The sequence below is a fragment of the Streptomyces sp. NPDC053474 genome, assembly GCF_044544845.1.
GTDB lineage: Bacteria > Actinomycetota > Actinomycetes > Streptomycetales > Streptomycetaceae > Streptomyces.
Genome location: NZ_JBITXV010000003.1, coordinates 149,159 through 169,184, shown reverse-complemented (window position 1 = coordinate 169,184; position 20,026 = coordinate 149,159). Strand labels below are relative to the sequence as shown.

Here is a 20,026-nt window from a genome sequence, read left to right as displayed (position 1 = left end):
CTCGAGCAGGGGATGCCCCACTCGCCCTGCGGGACGATTGCCCACAGCGGGAAGCACCCCGCACGAGGCGCCCCCGCCAGACGTGGCACGATGCCGGTATGGTCTCCCCTCTCCACGCTCTCTGTCGTCATCCGATCGTGCAGGCCCCGATGGCGGGCGGGGGCTCGACCCCGCAGCTCGCGGCGGCCGTGTCCGAGGCCGGGGGGCTCGGCTCGCTCGCGGCCGGGTACAAGACCGCCGACGGCATGTACCAGGAGATAAAGCAGGTCAGAGGCCTGACGGCGCGCCCGTTCGGGGTGAACCTCTTTATGCCGCAGCCCGCCTGCGCGGACCCCGCGGCCGTCGAGGTGTACCGCAACCAGCTGGCCGGAGAGGCCACCTGGTACGAGACGGAGCTCGGCGACACCGACGTCAAGCTCGACGACGGCTACGAGGCGAAGCTGGCGATCCTGCGCGACGACCCCGTGCCGCTGGTGTCGTTCACGTTCGGCTGCCCCTCCCGCAAGGACCTCCAGGCCCTGGAGCGGGTCGGCACCACCACCGTCGTCACCGTCACCACGCCCGAGGAGGCCCTGGCCGCGCAGGCCGCGGGCGCCGACGCCGTGTGCGTCCAGGGCGTGGAGGCGGGCGGCCACCAGGGCACGCACCGCGACAACCCGGAGACGGACGGCGCCGGGATCGGCCTGCTGAGCCTCATCACGCAGGTCAGGGAGGCCGTACAGCTGCCCGTCATCGCCGCGGGCGGGCTGATGCGCGGCGCGCAGATCGCCGCGGTGCTCGCGGCGGGCGCCGACCTCGCGCAGCTCGGCACCGCGTTCCTCGTCACCCCGGAGTCCGGTGCGCAGCCGCTGCACAAGCAGGCCATGACCGACCCGCGGTTCGTGCGGACCGAGCTGACCCGCGCGTTCTCGGGCCGCCCCGCGCGCGGGCTCGTCAACCGCTTCATGCGCGAGCACGGCCCGTACGCGCCCGCCGCCTATCCGCAGATCCACTATCTGACGTCCGAGCTGCGCAAGGCCGCGGCCAGGACCGGCGACCCGCAGGCCATGGCCCTGTGGGCGGGCCAGGGCCACCGGCTCGCCCGCCAGCTGCCCGCCGGGGAACTCGTGGAGGTGCTCGTGGCCGAACTCGACGAGGCGCGGGCCGTGTCCGCGGGCCGGGACGCGGGCGGTGCCGCGTGACCGCGCCGGTGTTCGTCGTCGACGACTTCGCGGGGGCCGCGCCCGGACGGACGTACGTACTCGAAGGCCCCGAGGGGCGGCACGCCGTGTCCGTGAAGCGGCTGCGCGCCGGTGAGGACGTGGTGCTCACCGACGGCGCGGGGCGCTGGGCGCACGGCACCGTGGCCGCCGCCGAGGGCAAGGACCGGCTCCTGGTCGCCCTCGACGACGACGGCGTACGCGAGGAGGAGGCGGAGAGCCCCCTGATCACCGTCGTACAGGCGCTGCCCAAGGGCGACCGCGGTGAACTCGCCGTGGAGACCATGACGGAGACCGGGGTGGACGCCGTCGTGCCCTGGGCCGCCTCCCGCTGCATCACGCAGTGGAAGGGCGAGCGCGGCCTGAAGGCGCTCGGCAAGTGGCGGGCGACGGCGCGCGAGGCGGGCAAGCAGTCCCGCCGCGTCCGCTTCCCCGAGGTCGCGGAGGCCGCCACGACCAAGCAGGTCGCGCGGCTCCTCGCGGACGCCGACTTCGCGGGCGTCCTGCACGAGGAGGGCAGCGAGCCGCTGGCCACCGCCCCGCTCCCGGCGTCCGGCCGGATCGTGCTCGTCGTCGGGCCCGAGGGCGGCGTCTCGCCGGAGGAGCTCGCGGCGTTCGCCGAGGCGGGCGCGAAGCCGTACCGGCTCGGGCGCAGCGTGCTGCGCACGTCGACCGCGGGCACCGCGGCGACGGCACTGCTCCTCGGCCGCACGGGCCGCTGGTCCTGACCGGACGGGCGACTGGACAGATGGCCGCAACCGGTCTACCGCCCGGGCCCGCGCGGTGGCACGCTGCCATCCATGGGGGCTGTGAGGCGACTACCGCGACCTGTCCGGCGTAGGCGGATCCCGGGCCCGGGCACGGCGAGAGGGCGGCGGATCCTCGTGGCCCTCGTGGCCGCGGGGGCCACCGGGTTCGCCCTGGCCGCCTGCGACCCCGTCGAGGGCGACATGAGCACCTCCGCCATCGCGCTGACCACCGACAAGATGGGCACCGCCGAGCTGGAGCGCCAGCACCTGGACGTGGCCTGGTTCAACTGCACGGCCTCGTTCGTGAAGAAGGACCGCGACGGCAAGCGGAAGGCCACCGACGAGCCGCGCGAGGCCGAGGTCGACTGCCAGGGCAAGTCCGAGGACGACAAGGACATCGTCCTCAAGGGCCGCGTCACCGACGTGCGCAACGGCAAGTGCGTCCGCGGCAATCTGACCGCGCGGGTCGAGGGCAAGGAGTGGTTCCGCGTCGACGTGCTCGGCAACTGCGAGGGCGGCAAGGGGAATGACGACGACGGCGACAACGACGACGGCGACAACGGCGGAGGCCGCCACACCCCGCCCGTGAACCACGACCCCGGCCGGGACGAGCCGGGGCCCACCGCCACCGTCACGGTGACCGAGCGGCCGGACCCCACCTGCGACTGCTATCCGGGCAAGTGATCCAAAACGGTGCCCCGCGCGGCGTCACCTGCTTAGGGTGACGGTGTGACACAGCCTGCCTACCTCCGGTTTCCGCATCCGCACGGCGAGTTGACCGCCTTCACCGCCGAGGACGACGTATGGATCGCGCCTCTCGACGGCGGCCGCGCCTGGCGGGTCAGCGCCGACAACACGCCCGTCAGCCACCCGCGGATCTCCCCGGACGGCACCACCGTCGCGTGGACGTCGACGCGTGACGGAGCGCCCGAGGTGCACGTCGCGCCCGTCGACGGCGGCCCGTCCAAGCGCCTCACGTACTGGGGGAACGCGAAGACGTGCGTGCGCGGCTGGACGCCCGACGGGCGGGTCCTCGCGGTCGGCGCGCACGGCCAGGCCTCCTTCCGCCGCACCTGGGCGCACGCCGTGCCGCTCGACGGCGGGCCCGCTGAGAAGCTGCCGTACGGACTCGTCGGCGACGCGGCGCACGGCCCCGACGGCGAAGTCCTGCTCCTGTCCGCGCCGATGGGCCGCGAGGCCGCCTGGTGGAAGCGGTACCGGGGCGGCACGGCGGGGAAGCTGTGGATCAGGACGCGGCGGCCCGAGACCTCCGCCGACACCTCCTCCGACGCCGCCGAAGCCCCCTCGGGCCCCGGCTTCGTGCGCGTTCACGAGGGCCTCGACGGCAACATCGAGTACCCCCTGTGGGTGGGCGGCCGCATCGCCTTCCTCTGTGACCACGAGGGCGTCGGCGCCCTGTACTCGTCCCTGCCCGACGGCACCGACCTGCGCCGCCACACGCCCGTCGACGGCTTCTACGCCCGGCACGCCGCCACCGACGGCACCCGCGTCGCCTACGCGAGCGCCGGTGAACTCTGGCTCCTGGACGACCTGTCGGACGCCGCGCCGCGCCGTCTGGACGTCCGGCTCGGCGGGCAGCGCGTCGACCTCCAGCCGCATCCGGTCAGCGCGGCCCGCTGGTTCGGGGCCGCCGCGCCCGACCACGGCGGGCGCGGCAGCGCCGTCTCGGTGCGCGGCGCCGTGCACTGGGTCACGCACCGCGAGGGCCCCGCCCGCGCGCTCGCCGCCACCCCCGGCGTCCGGGCCCGCCTCCCGCGCACCTTCCGCGTGGACGGCGAGGAGCACGTGGTGTGGGTGACGGACGCGGAGGGCGACGACGCCCTGGAGTTCGCGCCCGCCACCGGCCCGGCCCCCGGCGCGACCCCGCGCCGCCTGGCCGCCGGGCAGCTCGGCCGGGTGCTCGCGCTCGCCGTGGCGCCCGACGGCAGCCGCGCCGCCGTCGCCTCGCACGACGGCCGCATCCTGCTCGTGGAACGCGAGAGCGGCGAGGTGCGCGAGGTCGACCGCGCCGAACACGGCGAGGCCACCGGCCTCGTCTTCTCGCCGGACTGCGCCTGGCTCGCCTGGTCCCACCCCGGGCCGCGCCCGCTGCGCCAGCTCAAGCTCGCCAACACCGCGGACCTGTCGGTCTCGGAGGCCACCCAGCTGCGCTTCCGCGACTACAGCCCGGCGTTCACGCTCGACGGCAAGCACCTGGCGTTCCTCTCCGCGCGCGCCTTCGACCCGGTCTACGACGACCACGTCTTCGACCTCGCCTTCGTCGGCGGCTCCCGGCCGCACCTGCTCACCCTCGCGGCCACCACCCCCTCGCCGTTCGGGCCGCAGCGGCACGGCCGGGCCTTCGACTCCGCCGAGGGGCCGCACGCCGAGACCCCCGACAGCGAGGGCTCGCCGGTGACCCGGATAGACCTCGACGGCCTCGTCGACCGCGTGGTGCCCTTCCCCGTCGAGGCCGCCCGCTACAGCACGCTGCGCGCCGCCAAGGACGGGCTGCTGTGGCTGCGCCACCCGGTGCGCGGCGTGCTCGGCGCGTCCCGCGCCACCCCGTCCGACCCCGAGCCCTGCTCCGCCCTGGAGCGCTACGACTTCGCCCAGCGCCGCGTCGAGGAACTGGCGGGCGACGCCGACCACTTCGCCGTCACCGGCGACGGCAAGCGGATCCTGCTGTGGGCCGACGGCAAGCTCAAGGTGGTGCCGAGCGACCGGCGCGCCTCCGGCGACGAGGACAGCGACAGCAACATCACCGTCGACCTCGGCCGGGTCCGTCAGGAGGTCGACCCGGCCGCGGAGTGGCGGCAGATGTACGCCGAGGCGGGCCGCCTCATGCGCGACAACTTCTGGCGGGCCGACATGGGCGGCGTCGACTGGGACGGCGTCCTGGAGCGCTACCGCCCCGTCCTGGACCGCGTCGCCACGCACGACGACCTCGTCGACCTGCTGTGGGAGGTCCAGGGCGAACTGGGCACCTCCCACGCCTACGTGGTGCCCCGCGGCGGCTACGGCAGCCGCCAGGGCCTCCTCGGCGCGGACCTCTCGCGCGGCGAGGACGGCCTGTGGCGCGTCGACCGGGTCCTGCCGTCGGAGACCTCCGACCCGGCCGGGCTCTCCCCGCTGGCCGCGCCCGGCGTCGCCGTGCGCGCGGGCGACGCGATCCTCGCCGTCGGCGGGCGGCCCGTCGACCCCGTCACCGGCCCCGGGCCGCTGCTCGTCGGCACCGCGGGCAAGCCCGTCGAGCTGACCGTGTCCCCGGCCGGGGGCGGCGACCCGCGGCACGCCGTCGTGATCCCCGTGGACGACGAGGAGCCGCTGCGCTACCACGCGTGGGTCGCCGACCGCCGGGCCTACGTCCACGAGCTGTCCGGCGGCCGCCTCGGCTACCTCCACGTCCCCGACATGCAGGCCCCCGGCTGGGCGCAGATCCACCGCGACCTGCGCGTCGAGGTGGCCCGCGAGGGCCTGGTCGTGGACGTCCGCGAGAACCGCGGCGGGCACACCTCCCAGCTCGTCGTGGAGAAGCTGGCCCGGCGCATCGTCGGCTGGGACCTGCCGCGCGGCTCCGGGCCGCTCAGCTACCCCGGGGACGCCCCGCGCGGGCCCGTCGTCGCCGTGGCCAACGAGTTCTCCGGCTCCGACGGCGACATCGTGAACGCGGCGATCAAGGCCCTCGGCATCGGCCCCGTCGTGGGCACGCGCACCTGGGGCGGCGTCGTCGGCATCGACAGCCGCTACCACCTCGTCGACGGCACGCTCGTCACCCAGCCCAAGTACGCCTTCTGGATGGAGGGCCACGGCTGGGGCGTGGAGAACCACGGCGTCGACCCCGACGTCGAGGTCGTGGTGACCCCCGACGACCACGCGGCCGGACGCGACCCGCAGCTCGACGAGGCCGTCCGCATCGCCCTGGCCGCGCTGGCCGAGAACCCGGCCAAGACGCCGCCGCCGCTGCCCTGACCGGGGCCGCGGTCCGCCCGTGCGCTGCCCTGACCGGTCCCCGGCGGGCCCGCGCACACGGGCGGATAGCATGCCGACGTACGCAAACATGATCAGGAGGCTGGACCATGGCGGGCGAACCACAGGACGACTGCTTGTTCTGCAAGATCGTGGCGAAGGAGGTGCCCGCGACGGTCGTGCGCGAGACGGAGACCACCCTCGCCTTCCGCGACATCAACCCCCAGGCGCCGACGCACGTCCTGGTGATCCCCAAGGTGCACTACCCGGACGCCGCGTCCCTCGCCGCCGCCGAGCCCTCGGCCGCCGCCGACGTGCTGCGCGAGGCGGGCGAGGTGGCCGCCCAGGAGCAGGCGGACAGCTACCGCATCGTCTTCAACACCGGCTCCGGCGCCGGGCAGACCGTCTTCCACGCGCACGCCCACGTCCTTGGCGGCCGCGGCCTCCAGTGGCCCCCCGGATAGCACCTCGTGTCCGTACGCGAACTGGTGGTGCTCGGCACCGCGAGCCAGGTCCCGACCCGGCACCGCAACCACAACGGGTACGTGCTGCTGTGGGACGGCGAGGGCATCCTGTTCGACCCCGGCGAGGGCACGCAGCGGCAGATGCTGCGTGCCTCCGTGGCCGCGCACGACCTCAACCGCATCTGCGTCACGCACTTCCACGGGGACCACTCCCTGGGCCTCGCGGGCGTCATCCAGCGCATCAACCTGGACCGCGTGCCGCACCCCGTCACCGCCCACTACCCGGCCTCCGGGGAGCACTTCTTCGACCGCCTGCGGTACGCGACCGCCTACCGCGAGACGGTCCGCATCGCCCAGGAGCCCGTCGCCGCCGACGGCCTCCTCGCCAGCGCGCCGTCGTACCGCCTGGAGGCGGCGAAGCTCTCCCACCCCGTCGAGTCGTACGGCTACCGCGTCGTCGAGCCCGACGGGCGGCGCATGCTGCCGGGGCTCCTCGCCGAGCGCGGCATCACCGGGCCCGACGTCGGCGTCCTCCAGCGCGAGGGCAGCCTGCGCGGGATCAGCGTCGACGAGGTGAGCGAGGTCCGCCGCGGGCAGCGGTTCGCCTTCGTGATGGACACCCGCCTGTGCGACGGCGTGTACGCGCTCGCCGACGGCTGCGACATGCTCGTCATCGAGTCCACCTTCCTCGACGAGGACCATCAACTGGCCTCCGACCACGGCCATCTGACGGCAGGTCAGGCCGGAGCGGTGGCCCGGGACGCGGGGGTCAGGCACCTCGTCCTCACCCACTTCAGCCAGCGCTACCCGGACCCGTCCGTCTTCGAGCGGCAGGCGCGGGCCGCCGGTTTCGAGGGGGAGCTGACGGTGGCGCGGGACCTGCTGCGCGTCCCCCTGCCCAAGCGCAGCCCCTGAACCACCCCTCTGAACGATCTGAGAGAACAGCGCCACCATGCCCCTCCCCAAGGCCGAACTCCACCTGCACATCGAAGGCACCCTGGAGCCCGAGCTCGCCTTCGCCCTCGCCGAGCGCAACGGCGTCACCCTGCCGTACGCCGACACCGAGGCCCTCCGCGAGGCCTACCTCTTCCAGGACCTCCAGTCCTTCCTCGACCTCTACTACGGCCTCATGGCCGTGCTGCGCACGGAGGCCGACTTCGAGGAGCTCGCCGACGCCTACCTCGCCCGGGCCGCCGCCCAGGGCGTGCGCCACGCCGAGATCTTCTTCGACCCCCAGGCCCACACCGCGCGCGGCGTGGAGATCGGCACGGTCGTCGAGGGCCTGGGCCGCGCGCTCGACCGCAGCCGCGAGCGCCACGGCATCACCACCCGCCTCATCATGTGCTTCCTGCGCGACGAGTCCGCCGAGTCGGCCATGGAGACCCTGGAGGCCGCGAAGCCCCACCTCCACCGCATCACCGGGGTCGGCCTGGACTCGGCCGAGGTGGGCCACCCGCCGCGCAAGTTCGCCGCCGTGTACGAGGCGGCGGCCGCGCTCGGCCTGCGCCGGGTCGCCCACGCGGGCGAGGAGGGCCCCGCCGCCTACGTGACCGAGGCCCTGGACGTCCTCGGCGTCGAGCGCGTCGACCACGGCCTGCGCTGCGTCGAGGACCCGGAGCTGGTCCGCCGCCTGGTCCGCGACCGCGTCCCGCTGACCCTCTGCCCCCTCTCCAACGTCCGCCTGCGCGCCGTCGACGTCCTGGAGGACCACCCCCTGCCGCAGATGATGGCCGCGGGCCTGCTGTGCACGGTCAACTCCGACGACCCCGCGTACTTCGGCGGCTACGTCGGCGACACCTTCCACGCGGTCCACGAGGCCCTCGGCCTCGACGAGAACCAGCTCCGCGAACTGGCCCGCAACTCCTTCGAGGCGGCCTTCCTCGACGGCTCCCCGGAGGAGGAGGCGCTGCGCGCGGCGTACTTGGCGGAGGTCGAGGCGTACCAGTTCGACTAGAGGCCTCCTTTCGAGTGGTCAACCCGGCGCTGCCGCGCCGGAGTTGATCTCGTGCTCGATACGCTCGCCCCTCCTTGATGCCGACCGGGCCGGGAGGGGCGTCGGACGTGGGCGAGTACACGAAGGTCGACGATCTGCGCCTGATCCACGAGATGGGCGTGGGCCTCGGCCGCATCAAGCACGCCTTCGACGGACTCGACGAGCTGAGGGGCCAGTACGAGGACGACTTCGGCGACGGCGGTCTCGCCGATCGCTTCGGTGAGTTCGCGGGCGACTGGGAGAGCCACCGCGAGGAACTCGCCGACGAGGTCGCCCGCCTCTCCGCCCTCGCGAAGGCCGCCGCGAGGGCGTACGACGGCGTGGACGGCGAGCTGGCCCGCGCCCTGCGCGCCTCCGACAAGCCGAAGAGGCCCTGATGGGCGCCGCCCGGCCCCGGGACTGGCAGCCCCTCGCGGATCGCGACCCCGTCCCCGGCGACCCGGACCGGATCGAGGAGCTCGGCCGCAAGCTCCGGCGCACGGCCGACGAACTGGAACGGCAGCTCCGCCACCTCAAGGCCGCCGCCGATGTGACCTCCTGGGACAGCGCGGCCGGGAGCGAGTTCCGGGCCCGGGCCAAGCGGTGCCGGGGCCGTCTGGAAGCCGCCCGCCGGCGCTACGAGGCCGCCGCCGACGCCATCGGCGACCGGATCGTCGACCACGGCGGCGACTACGCCGCGAACGCCGCCGCGCCCGCCGGTACGTACGTCACCGAACTCCACCGGGCCCAGAAGATCGCCGACATCGCCCGGCGCGAGGCGCTGGCCGCGCGGCACGGCCACGACGGCGAGGTGGGCGAGCGCCGGAAGGTGGAGCTGGAGCGGCAGCAGTCGGACGCCGGGGTCGCCCTCGACGCGGCCCGCGCGAAGCTCCGCGAGGCGCTGCGGATCCGCGACGCCGCCGCGCGGCGGGCCCACGACGCCCTCGCCGACGCCGTCCCCGCCGACTCCCTCAAGGACGGCTTCCGGGACCGCTTCGCCGCCTTCGTGGAACGCGTCGCGTCCGTCACCGAGACCATCGCCAAGTGGGCAGGCATCGCCGCCCTCGCGGTCGGCTGGATCCCCGCCATCGGCCAGGGCCTGGCCACCCTCCTGGGCGCGGTCTCCATGACCGCCACCCTGACCGGCATCGCCTGCACAGCCACGCAGGTCGCCATGGGCGACACCCAGTGGACAGAACTCGCCTGGTCAGCGGTGGGCCTCCTGGCGATGGGAGCGGGAAAGGCCTTTTCGAAGGTGGCTGGGCGGTATGTGGCGGGGACGGTGCGGAGGATGCGGTTGGCCAAGGGTGGCCGGGATACACCGCGTCAGATGAAGCGGAACCGCAAGGCTCTGAATCGGCAATTGCAGGGTGGACGCCTGGAAGAAGGCGATATCTCCGCGTCCCTTCGGGAACCCATCACGGAAGTCTTCAGGGCTTCCACTTGGAAGAGTGGTTTCCACGGTGGATACCGCCAAGCTTGGCGTGAGCTCAAGGACCGTGGGGGCGGGAATGGTCTCAAAGGCGCGCTGAAGTCGGTCTCGCTGGCTGATGCCTCAGTGGCGTCCGGCCTGAAGGAAATCAAGCACCTGGGCAAGTCCCTGGGGCAGTACGACGCGGTGAACAAACTGTCCCGAACAGCTACGGCTATGACGTTGGCGGGATCAGGGATCACCGCTGGAGGCTTGTTCATGGACGAGGTTCACTGAGGAGAGGGTGGGCGAGTCATGGGGCCTGATGAGGACTACGTCATCGATTTCGACTTCGGCGACGACTGGCTGGGGCTGACGCTGTACGAGGGGTCGTGGGCGGAAGCGGAGCGGATCGCGGCCGAGCTCGTCGAACAGTTCAATCCGCTGGAACTGATGGTGGGGAAAGCTGCCTTGCAGCGCGAGCTCACGCAGTTGGCGCTCAACCTGAACGCCGAGGGCCCTGTACTGGCCTGCGCCATGTATACGGTGGGCGGCCAGCGCCTGGCGGAGCTGGTGGCCAGCAGTTATGGCGAGGACGGGGTGCCCAGGCCGACTCCCGACGAATGGCGCTCCCGACTGCTGGACTGGGGCGACGCCAAACCGAAGAGCACTCCCGTAATGTCTGATCTAGGGCTGCCAATTGGCCCTGCGCTGCGCATCCAAGCGGTACTGGAGGAAAAGCGCCGCTTCGGCTTTGGCCGTCGACTGTCGGAGACTCTGCGGTACGCGGTCTGGCCGACAGGACAGGAAGAGATCTTCGTCCTCAATGTGGACTGGCTCTCGCTCGACCGGTCCGACGAAGTCACACACCTCGCCGACAAACTCATGTCCACCATCCGCCTCGTGCCCGTTCCCTCGGACTTCGATGAGCGGAATGCCACGGCTCGGGGTGAGGCCTGACATGTCCTCGCAAGCCCATCGGGCCGCCCCGCCTGTCGAGTACGGCATTCTCGTGCCTGAGGGGTGGTTCCAGCTCCCCCTCAACCCTCCAAAAGCGCGCGACCGCGCCCTCGTCGCGCTCGTGGGGCGGCAGTTCGGCGGGGTCGATCATGTGCCGTTGGTCAAGGAGCGGCTGGTGCGGGAGTTGCGGGAGGAAGTCAAGAGGGCCGGGCGGGTGGGTGGGGTGGAGCTCTATCTGTCGCTGCTGGGGCTGGGCGGCGTGCCCCTGGCCTCCTCCCTCCTGGTGAGCCTCGCCCCCGAGGCCTGGCCCGGCTGCCGCACGGCGTACGACCTGGCCCGGCGGCTCCCGGGCGACGCCGAGGTCGTGGAGCTGGCGGGCGCGGGTGAGGCCGTGCGGGAGGGGCGTGCCGAGGCGGCGGACCCGGGGCGGCTGATGGGTAGCACCCTCGCCACCACCACCGTGGTCTACAACGTGCCGGTCCCGGCGAGCCAGACCTGGCTCACCCTCACCTTCTCCACGCCCATGGAGGCCCTCGCGCCGAAGATGGTCGAGCTGTTCGACACCGTGGCCGGGACCTTGCACTGGCATTGACGCCAGGGGAGCCCCTCCCTAGGGTGCGTTCTCATACATGGACAGCGTTCACCCCGCCGGAGGCGCCATGCTCACCGTCACCGATGTGCGGCTCACCCCCGTGCTCGTCGCCGACCCCCCGCTCCTGAACACCCAGGGCCTGCACCAGCCGTACACGCCACGCCTGATCATCGAGGTGGAGACGGAGGACGGCACGGTCGGCGCGGGGGAGACGTACGGCGACGGGAAGTATCTGGAGCTGGCCGGGCCGCTGGCCGCGGAGCTGGTGGGGCGGGGGGTGGGGGACCTCAACGGGCTGTTCACACTGGCGGACGGCATCGCCGTGGATGGGCGGCGGGTCGACGCCGCCCTGGACGTCGGCGGCCTGCGCGGCACGCAGACCGCGGACAAGCTGCGCCTCTCCGTGGTGTCGGGGTTCGAGGTGGCGTGCCTGGACGCCCTCGGCAAGGCGCTCGGCCTGCCCGTGCACGCGCTGCTCGGCGGCAAGGTGCGGGACTCCGTGGAGTACAGCGGCTATCTGTTCTACAAGTACGCCGCGCATCCAAAGGGCGTGGCCGCCGAAGCGGACGACTGGGGCCCCGCGCTCGACCCGGAGGGCATCGTCGCGCAGGCGCGGGCGTTCGCCGAGCGGTACGGGTTCCGGTCGTTCAAGCTCAAGGGCGGTGTGTTCCCGCCGGAGGAGGAGGCCGCCGCCATCAGGGCGCTCGCTGAGGCCTTCCCGGGCGCGCCGCTCAGGCTCGACCCCAACGGGGCGTGGTCCGTGGAGACTTCCCTCAAGGTCGCCGAGGAGCTCGCGGACGTCCTGGAGTACCTGGAGGACCCGGCCCTCGGCACCGCCGCCATGGCCGAGGTCGCCGCGCGGACCCCCGTGCCGCTCGCCACCAACATGTGCGTGACGACCTTCGAGGAGATACCCGAGGCCTTCGCGCGGCGGGCCGTGCGCGTGGTGCTCAGCGACCACCACTACTGGGGCGGGCTGCGGCGGACGCGGGAACTGGCCGCCGTGTGCCGGACGTTCGGCGTGGACGTCTCCATGCACTCCAACACGCACCTGGGGATCAGCCTCGCCGCCATGACGCACGTCGCGGCCACCGTGCCCGGCCTGCGGCACGCCTGCGACACGCACTACCCGTGGCAGAGCGAGGACGTGCTCACCGAGCGGCCGCGGTTCGAGCGGGGGCACGTCACCGTCAGCGACGCCCCGGGGCTCGGCGTGGAGATCGACCGCGACCGGCTCGACGCGCTGCACCGGCGGTGGCTTGACGAGGACTTCGCCGAGCTGCGGGACCGGGACGACGCGGCGGCCCTGCGGCGGGCAGAACCGGAGTGGGTGACTCCGTCCGTGCCGCGCTGGTAGCGGACCCTGCCTGTCGGACGCGTCGGTTACGTTGCCTCCATGGCCGTACCACCTGCCGTACCACCTGCCGTACCCACCGGAACGCCCGCGGCGCCGGACCGCCCGCGCGCCGCGCCCGACTCCACCGCCGTGGATCCGCTCAAGTCGGCCCGGCGCGCGGGCGATCCGCCCTGCGACGTGTATCTGACCGGCACCGTGTTCCTGGACATCATCTTCACGGGCCTCGACTCCGCGCCCGTGCGCGGCACGGAGTCCTGGGCCCGGGGCATGGGGTCGAGCCCCGGCGGCGTCGCCAACATGGCGACCGCGCTCGCCCGGCTCGGCCTGCGCACCTCGCTCGCCGCCGCCTTCGGCGACGACCACTACGGCGAGTACTGCTGGGACGCCCTGGAGCAGGGCGAGGGCATCGACCTGACCTCCTCACGGACCGTGCCGGACTGGCACTCGCCGGTGACGGTCTCCATGGCGTACGAGGGTGAGCGGACCATGGTCAGCCACGGCCACGAGCCGCCGCCCGACGCCCACGCGCCGGACGGCGGCGCCCCCGCCTGCCCGCCCCGCGCGCGAGCCGCCATCGCCTCCCTCACCCCGGGCACGCGCGCTCCCTGGATCGAGTCCGCCGCGCGGCGCGGGACGACGATCTTCGCCGACGTCGGCTGGGACGACACCGGCCGTTGGGACCTGGGACAACTGCCCGACCTGCGGCACTGCGAGGCCTTCCTGCCGAACGCGGAGGAGGCGATGCGGTACACCCGCACCACCTGCCCGCGCGCCGCCGCCCACGCCCTGACCGAGCACGTGCCGGTCGCCGTGGTCACCCTCGGCGCCGAGGGCGCGTACGCGGTGGACGGGCGCACCGGCGAGACCGCGTCCGTGCCCGCCATCGAGGTGGAGGCGCTCGACCCCACCGGCGCGGGCGACGTGTTCGTCGCGGGCTTCGTGACCGGCACCCTCGCCGACTGGCCGCTCGCCGACCGGCTCGCCTTCGCCGGACTGACGGCCGCGCTGTCCGTGCAGGAGTTCGGGGGCTCCCTGTCGGCGCCCGGCTGGGAGGAGATCGGCGCCTGGTGGCGGCGCGTGCGCGAGCTCGACCAGCAGGACCCCGTGGCCCTGGAGCGCTACGGCTTCCTGGAGGCGCTGCTCCCGGACGCCGCGCGCCCCTGGCCGCTGCGGCGCGCCGTGCCCACCATCGGCTTCCGGCGCTCCGCCTGAGGCGCCGGGGACCCAAGGGCCGTGGAAAAGCCCTACGGCGTTGTCCGTGGTGAGTCGTACTCTTGGCAGTACGAAGGACGCCGAGCGGGGGACGCCCCGCGACGAGGAGGACGTGCAGGCCTTAAGCGCCGGCCCATGACTCAGACACCGACAGCTCAGACCCCTGCGCAGGCACAGGCGCGAGCCCACTTCACGGTCCCGGCCAAGCACCCCATGGTGACCGTCCTTGGCTCCGGAGACGCACTGCTACGCGTGATCGAGCAGGCCTTCCCGGCGGCCGACATCCACGTCCGGGGCAATGAGATCAGCGCCGTGGGGGACGCCCGTGAAGTCGCCCTCGTGCAGCGCCTGTTCGACGAGATGATGCTGGTGCTCCGCACCGGACAGCCGATGACGGAGGACGCAGTGGAACGCTCGATCGCCATGCTCAGAGCGGGCGAGACCGGCGAAGGACCGGACGAGACCCCGGCCGAGGTGCTCACCCAGAACATCCTCTCCTCGCGCGGGCGCACCATCCGCCCCAAGACGCTCAACCAGAAGCGGTACGTCGACGCGATCGACAAGCACACGATCGTCTTCGGCATCGGCCCCGCGGGCACCGGCAAGACCTATCTGGCCATGGCCAAGGCCGTCCAGGCCCTCCAGTCCAAGCAGGTCAACCGCATCATCCTGACCCGCCCCGCCGTCGAGGCGGGCGAGCGCCTCGGCTTCCTGCCCGGCACGCTGTACGAGAAGATCGACCCCTACCTCCGCCCGCTGTACGACGCGCTGCACGACATGCTGGACCCGGACTCGATCCCGCGCCTGATGGCGGCCGGGACCATCGAGGTCGCCCCGCTGGCGTACATGCGCGGCCGGACGCTGAACGACGCGTTCATCATCCTGGACGAGGCGCAGAACACGAGCCCCGAGCAGATGAAGATGTTCCTCACCCGGCTCGGCTTCGAATCCAAGATCGTGATCACGGGCGACGTCACCCAGGTCGACCTGCCGAACGGCACGAAGTCCGGCCTGCGCCAGGTCCAGGACATCCTGGAGGGCGTCGACGACGTGCACTTCTCGCGGCTCACCTCGCACGATGTCGTCCGGCACAAGCTGGTCGGCCGTATCGTCGACGCGTACGAGAAGTACGACAGCGAGAACGGCACGGAGAACGGCTCCCACAAGGGCCGGTCCAGAGGAAAGTAGAAGACACAGCGCCATGTCGATCGACGTCAACAACGAATCCGGCACCGAGGTCGACGAGCAGGCGATCCTCGACATCGCCCGCTACGCGCTGGCGCGGATGCGGATCCACCCGCTCTCCGAACTCTCGGTGATCGTCGTGGACGCCGACGCCATGGAGCAGCTGCACATCCAGTGGATGGACCTGCCCGGCCCCACGGACGTGATGTCCTTCCCGATGGACGAGCTGCGCCCGCCGATGAAGGACGACGAGGAGCCCCCGCAGGGGCTCCTCGGCGACATCGTGCTGTGCCCCGAGGTCGCCCTCAAGCAGGGCGAGGAGGCCCCCACGGCCCACTCCATGGACGAGGAGCTCCAGCTCCTGACCGTCCACGGCGTCCTGCACCTGCTCGGGTACGACCACGAGGAGCCGGACGAGAAGGCCGAGATGTTCGGCCTCCAGGCCGCCATCGTCGACGGCTGGCGGGCCGAGCAGGGCCTCACCGGGCCCTCCCCGGCGCCGACCGTCTCGTAAGCGCATGTCCCTCCAGCTCATCGCGGGCGCCGTCGCCCTGGTCGTGGTGGCCTGGCTCGCCGCCTGCGCCGAGGCGGGCATCGCCCGCGTCTCCAGCTTCCGCGCCGAGGAGGCCGTCCGCTCCGGGCGGCGGGGCAGCGCGAAGCTCGCCCAGGTCGCCGCCGACCCGACCCGCTATCTGAACGTGGCGCTGCTCGTCCGCGTCGGCTGCGAGATGGCGGCGGCGGCCCTCGTGACGTACGCCTGCCTCCAGGAGTTCGACGCGACCTGGCAGGCCCTCGCCGTCGCCATCGGCGTCATGGTCCTCGTCTCGTACGTGGCCGTCGGCGTGTCCCCGCGCACCATCGGCCGCCAGCACCCGCTGAACACGGCCACGGCCGCCGCGTACGTGCTGCTCCCGCTGGCCCGCGTCATGGGGCCCGTGCCGCCCCTGCTCATCCTCATCGGCAACGCGCTCACGCCCGGCAAGGGCTTCAGGCGCGGCCCCTTCGCCTCCGAGGCCGAGCTGCGGGCCATGGTCGACCTGGCCGAGAAGGAGTCCCTGATCGAGGACGAGGAGCGCCGCATGGTGCACTCCGTCTTCGAGCTGGGTGACACGCTCGTGCGCGAAGTCATGGTCCCGCGCACCGACTTGATCTCCATCGAGCGCTACAAGACCGTCCGGCAGGCGCTGACGCTCGCGCTGCGCTCCGGCTTCTCGCGCATCCCGGTCACCGGCGAGAGCGAGGACGACGTGGTCGGCATCGTCTATCTGAAGGACCTGGCCCGCAAGACGCACATCAACCGCGACGCCGAGAACGACCTGGTGTCCACCGCCATGCGCCCCGCCACCTTCGTGCCCGACACCAAGAACGCGGGCGACCTGCTGCGCGAGATGCAGCAGGAGCGCAACCACGTCGCCGTCGTCATCGACGAGTACGGCGGCACCGCCGGGATCGTCACCATCGAGGACATCCTGGAGGAGATCGTCGGCGAGATCACCGACGAGTACGACCGGGAGCTGCCGCCCGTCGAGGACCTGGGCGGCGGCGCCTACCGCGTCACCGCCCGCCTCGACATCGGCGACCTCGGCGAGCTGTACGGCCTGGAGGCGTACGACGACGAGGACGTGGAGACCGTCGGCGGGCTGCTCGCCAAGCAGCTCGGGCGGGTGCCGATCGCCGGTGCCAAGGCCGTGGTGACGCTGCCGGACGAGCGGGCGCTGCGGCTGACCGCCGAGGCCGCGGCGGGGCGGCGCAACAAGATCGTGACGGTGCTTGTGGAGCCGGTGGGGACCGGCTCCGGGGAGGAGACCGGACGGTGACCCCACAGGAGCTGCGGACGTTCTGCCTGGCGTTCAACGACGCGGTCGAGGACTTTCCCTTCGGCCCCGAGACGTCGGTGTTCAAGGTGGCGGGCAAGCTGTTCGCCCTGAGCGCCCTGGACCGGGAGCCACTGACGGTCAACCTGAAGTGCGACCCCGAGATCGCCCCGCAACTGCGGGCCCAGTACCCCGACATCGTGCCCGGCTGGCACATGAACAAGCGGCACTGGAACACGGTCACGGCCGACGCCGACCTGCCCGACCAGCTGGTCCGCGAGCTGATCGAGGACTCCTACGACCTGGTGGTGGCGGGCCTGCCGCGCGCCGAGCGACTGCGGCTCGACCGCCCCTGACGCCGGAGCAGGGCCCTGGCCAGCACGGCCGCCGTGACGAGGACGATCGCGGCGTCGATGGCCAGGACCGTCCGCGTGCCCGACAGGAGGTCGTCGCCCGTCGTCGCGAGGACGCCGAGCAGCGGGATGCCCACGGTGAGGCCCACCTGCTGGGTGGAGGTGACCAGGCCGGTGGCGAGGCCCTGCTCCTCGTCGGGGACGCCCGAGGTGACCGTGACGCCGTAGCTGACGATCGCGCCGAGGTGGAACAGGCTGGCCACCGACACGGCCACGGTCGCGAGCCACACCGACCAGGCGCCCTCGCCGACCGCGAGGAGCGCCGCGACGAACACGCCCTGGCCGACCAGCGAGCCCACCAGCGTGCGGCGCGGCCCGAAGCGGCCGATGACCTTCGGCGCGCGCAGGCCCGCGAAGACCGACACGACGCCCTGGACACCGAAGACCAGGCCGGTCTCGAAGGCGGAGAGGTCAAGGACGTCCTGGAAGTAGAGGGTCAGGACGAAGACGACCGTCGACATCATCGAGAAGGTGACGAGACCGCCGACGTTGCCCCACGCCACCGTGCGGCGGCGCAGCATCGGCAGGGACACCAGCGGCGCCGCCGCGCGCGTCTCGACGTACCCGAAGGCGGCCAGCAGGGCGACGCCCGCGACCAGGCCGACCAGCACGTCGGCGCCGCCGAAGCCGCGCTCGGCGGCCGTGGACAGGGCGTAGATCAGGGCGAGCAGACCGCCGGTGACCGTCACCGCGCCGGGGACGTCCAGGCGCGGGCGCTCCGGCGTGCGGGACTCGGGCAGCAGACCGGGCGCCAGCGGCAGCACGATCAGCGCGAAGACGGTGAGCAGCCCCATCGTGGAGCGCCAGCCGAGGGTGTCGGTGAGGACGCCGCCGAGCACCATGCCGACGGTGAAGCCGAGGGACAGGAGCGTGCCGGAGATGCCGAGCGCCCGGTCGCGCTGCGGGCCCTCCGGGAACGTCGTGGTGAGCAGCGACATGCCGGTCGGCACGATCGCGGCGGCGCCCACGCCTTGCAGCGCCCGCCCGGCGAGGAACGACGCCGGGTCCCAGGCGAAGGTGGCGAGCAGCGAGGCCGCGCCGAACAGCGCGAGCCCGCCGAGGAACAGCCTGCGCCGCCCGAACAGGTCGCCGACGCGGCCGAAGAGCAGCAGGAAGCCGCCGGACGGCAGCGCGAAGGCGGTGACGGCCCACTGGAGCGCGGTGTGGCTCATGCCGAGGTCCGCGCCGAGCACGGGCAGCGCCACGTTCAGGACGGAGAAGTCCAGCGCCACCATGAACTGCGCGGCGCACAGCACGAACAGGATGAGCTTGTCGCGGCGGGAGAGCCTGGGGGGCGCCGCGTCCGCGACGGGCGCGGGCACGGCGGGGGAGGGAACGGAGGTGTCTGTCGCCATGGTCACGAGCCTGTGGCCGCCGGAATAGCCGTGGGGAGCCGGAACTTATGCTGGTGGTACGACCACCAGGCAGATCGGCGGGCGGATGACGGGGGGAACGGTGGCCAGGGGGACCGGGGAGCGGACCGACGGGGCGAAGGCCCGTCGCCGAGTGGAGCTGCGCGACTTCCTGATGAGCAGGCGCGCCCGGGTGAGCCCGGCCGAGGCCGGACTCCCCGAGGGCGGGCGGCGGCGCACGCCGGGACTCAGGCGCGAGGAGGTCGCCGTGCTCGCGGGCGTCGGCGCGTCCTGGTACCAGTGGCTGGAGCAGGGCCGCGACATCTCCGTGTCGCCGCAGGTCCTGGACTCCGTGGCGCGCGTCCTGAAGCTGTCCGGCACCGAGCGCCGCCATCTGTACGTGCTCGCGGGCCTCAATCCGCCCGCGCCGCGGGCCGAGCGGGACGCCGAGCACATGAGCGAGGGCCTGCGGCGGCTCATCGACACCTGGATGCCGTACCCGGCGCACATCATGGACCGCTACTACAACTGCGTCGTCTACAACGAGGCGGCCGCCATGGTCCTCGGCATGCGCCCCGAGACCACGCAGAACTGCATCCTCGACTTCTTCACGGACCCCATGTACCGCTCGCGCAGCGTCAGCTGGGAGGAGAACGCGGCGACGCTCGTCGCGCAGTTCCGCGCCGCCTGCTCCGAGAACCCGGGCGACGAGGGCTTCCAGGAACTCCTCGACCGGCTGCACGCCGTCAGCGAGGAGTTCACGACGCTGTGGGAGCGGCAGGACATCCGCCCCGCGGGCCTCGTCCACAAGGAGATCGACCACCCCCTCGCGGGCCTCCTGCACGTGGAGTCGACCGCCCTGAAGGTGCCCGCGCGGCCCGACCTGACGATCGTCATGCACACGCCGCTGCCGCTCGCGGACACGGCGGCGAAGCTGGAGTGGCTGGCCACGCCCCAGGCGCGGCGCGGGGCCATGTACCGGGTGGCCGGCTGAGCCGGGGGATCGCCTCCTTATGCTCGTGCCATGACTGAGCGCACCGACCTCGGCCCCGAGGACCAGAAGATCGTCACCCTCGCGCGTTCGGCGCGGGCCCGCAACGGCGTGCCGGAGGGGGCGGCCGTGCGGGACGAGACCGGGCGCACGTACGTCGCCGGGACGGTCGCTCTGGCGTCCCTGGAGCTGTCCGCGCTGCGTACGGCTGTGGCGATGGCCGTGGCGTCCGGGGCGGAGGCCCTGGAGGCGGCGGCCGTCGTCTCCGGCGCGGAGGGCCTCGCGGACGCCGACCTGGCCGCCGTGCGGGACCTGGGCGGGCCCGGTACGCCGGTGTTCCTGGCGGGGGTGGACGGGGTGCTGCGCCTGACCACGAAGGCCTGACC

The 20,026-nt window shown here is 73.0% G+C and carries 20 protein-coding genes; 19 read left to right on the top strand and 1 reads right to left on the bottom strand.

The window, feature by feature from the left end:
* Window positions 1-98 precede the first annotated feature (98 nt).
* From ACIG3E_RS07595 to ACIG3E_RS07515, 17 genes are all read left to right on the top strand, one after another.
* Window positions 99-1,181 (top strand): nitronate monooxygenase, encoded by a 1,083-nt coding sequence (locus ACIG3E_RS07595; protein ID WP_399612511.1) that lies wholly within the window; start codon window positions 99-101, stop codon window positions 1,179-1,181.
* The gene (locus ACIG3E_RS07590; RefSeq protein WP_399612509.1) at window positions 1,178-1,927 is read left to right on the top strand and encodes a 16S rRNA (uracil(1498)-N(3))-methyltransferase; all 750 of its coding nucleotides are present in this window, start codon (window positions 1,178-1,180) and stop codon (window positions 1,925-1,927) included. The genes ACIG3E_RS07595 and ACIG3E_RS07590 overlap by 4 nt, the downstream gene beginning before the upstream one ends.
* 156 nt (window positions 1,928-2,083) lie before the next feature.
* A complete protein-coding gene (locus tag ACIG3E_RS07585; RefSeq protein WP_399612507.1) occupies window positions 2,084-2,632 on the top strand; it encodes a hypothetical protein in 549 nt (182 codons plus the stop codon).
* A gap of 45 nt (window positions 2,633-2,677) precedes the next feature.
* A complete protein-coding gene (locus ACIG3E_RS07580; protein ID WP_399612504.1) occupies window positions 2,678-5,920 on the top strand; it encodes a S41 family peptidase in 3,243 nt (1,080 codons plus the stop codon).
* A gap of 107 nt (window positions 5,921-6,027) precedes the next feature.
* On the top strand, window positions 6,028-6,381 hold the full coding sequence (locus tag ACIG3E_RS07575; RefSeq protein ID WP_399612503.1) for a histidine triad nucleotide-binding protein: 354 nt from the start codon (window positions 6,028-6,030) through the stop codon (window positions 6,379-6,381).
* Window positions 6,382-6,387: 6 nt separating this feature from the next.
* The gene (locus ACIG3E_RS07570; RefSeq protein WP_399612500.1) at window positions 6,388-7,296 is read left to right on the top strand and encodes a ribonuclease Z; all 909 of its coding nucleotides are present in this window, start codon (window positions 6,388-6,390) and stop codon (window positions 7,294-7,296) included.
* A 37-nt stretch (window positions 7,297-7,333) separates the two neighbouring features.
* Window positions 7,334-8,335 carry an adenosine deaminase gene (locus tag ACIG3E_RS07565; RefSeq protein ID WP_399612497.1) on the top strand — a complete coding sequence of 334 codons (1,002 nt, stop codon included), beginning with the start codon at window positions 7,334-7,336 and terminating at the stop codon, window positions 8,333-8,335.
* A gap of 107 nt (window positions 8,336-8,442) precedes the next feature.
* Window positions 8,443-8,751 (top strand): hypothetical protein, encoded by a 309-nt coding sequence (locus ACIG3E_RS07560; RefSeq protein ID WP_399612495.1) that lies wholly within the window; start codon window positions 8,443-8,445, stop codon window positions 8,749-8,751.
* Entirely contained in the window at window positions 8,751-10,061 is a 1,311-nt protein-coding gene (locus ACIG3E_RS07555) for a hypothetical protein (RefSeq protein ID WP_399612492.1), read from the top strand. Before ACIG3E_RS07560 ends, ACIG3E_RS07555 begins: the two co-directional genes overlap by 1 nt.
* An 18-nt stretch (window positions 10,062-10,079) precedes the next feature.
* Window positions 10,080-10,724: a hypothetical protein gene (locus ACIG3E_RS07550; protein ID WP_399612490.1), complete on the top strand. Its 645-nt coding sequence runs from the start codon at window positions 10,080-10,082 to the stop codon at window positions 10,722-10,724.
* A 52-nt stretch (window positions 10,725-10,776) separates the two neighbouring features.
* Complete coding sequence (locus ACIG3E_RS07545; protein ID WP_399612488.1) at window positions 10,777-11,316, top strand: hypothetical protein; 540 nt, start codon at window positions 10,777-10,779, stop codon at window positions 11,314-11,316.
* Between the two features lie 67 nt (window positions 11,317-11,383).
* Window positions 11,384-12,673, top strand: a complete 1,290-nt coding sequence (locus ACIG3E_RS07540; protein ID WP_399613497.1) for a glucarate dehydratase family protein — start codon at window positions 11,384-11,386, stop codon at window positions 12,671-12,673.
* 39 nt (window positions 12,674-12,712) lie between these two features.
* A complete protein-coding gene (locus ACIG3E_RS07535; RefSeq protein WP_399612486.1) occupies window positions 12,713-13,885 on the top strand; it encodes a carbohydrate kinase family protein in 1,173 nt (390 codons plus the stop codon).
* Between the two features lie 135 nt (window positions 13,886-14,020).
* Window positions 14,021-15,073: a PhoH family protein gene (locus ACIG3E_RS07530; RefSeq protein WP_399612484.1), complete on the top strand. Its 1,053-nt coding sequence runs from the start codon at window positions 14,021-14,023 to the stop codon at window positions 15,071-15,073.
* Between the two features lie 13 nt (window positions 15,074-15,086).
* The gene (gene ybeY / locus ACIG3E_RS07525) at window positions 15,087-15,584 is read left to right on the top strand and encodes an rRNA maturation RNase YbeY (protein ID WP_138959660.1); all 498 of its coding nucleotides are present in this window, start codon (window positions 15,087-15,089) and stop codon (window positions 15,582-15,584) included.
* A 4-nt stretch (window positions 15,585-15,588) separates the two neighbouring features.
* Window positions 15,589-16,887, top strand: a complete 1,299-nt coding sequence (locus ACIG3E_RS07520) for a hemolysin family protein (RefSeq protein ID WP_399612481.1) — start codon at window positions 15,589-15,591, stop codon at window positions 16,885-16,887.
* Window positions 16,884-17,240, top strand: coding sequence for an MmcQ/YjbR family DNA-binding protein (locus tag ACIG3E_RS07515; RefSeq protein ID WP_399612479.1), 357 nt, complete (start codon window positions 16,884-16,886; stop codon window positions 17,238-17,240). Before ACIG3E_RS07520 ends, ACIG3E_RS07515 begins: the two co-directional genes overlap by 4 nt.
* Here the strand turns inward: ACIG3E_RS07515 and ACIG3E_RS07510 are convergent.
* On the bottom strand, window positions 17,180-18,652 hold the full coding sequence (locus tag ACIG3E_RS07510) for an MFS transporter (RefSeq protein WP_399612476.1): 1,473 nt from the start codon (window positions 18,650-18,652) through the stop codon (window positions 17,180-17,182). The two genes, ACIG3E_RS07515 and ACIG3E_RS07510, sit on opposite strands and share 61 nt — an antisense overlap.
* 172 nt (window positions 18,653-18,824) lie before the next feature.
* Here ACIG3E_RS07510 and ACIG3E_RS07505 point away from each other — a divergent pair, with 172 nt between their 5' ends.
* Together ACIG3E_RS07505 and ACIG3E_RS07500 are read left to right on the top strand one after the other, a co-directional pair.
* On the top strand, window positions 18,825-19,643 hold the full coding sequence (locus ACIG3E_RS07505) for a helix-turn-helix transcriptional regulator (protein ID WP_399613494.1): 819 nt from the start codon (window positions 18,825-18,827) through the stop codon (window positions 19,641-19,643).
* Window positions 19,644-19,673: 30 nt separating this feature from the next.
* A complete protein-coding gene (locus ACIG3E_RS07500; RefSeq protein WP_399612473.1) occupies window positions 19,674-20,024 on the top strand; it encodes a cytidine deaminase in 351 nt (116 codons plus the stop codon).
* Window positions 20,025-20,026 lie beyond the last annotated feature (2 nt).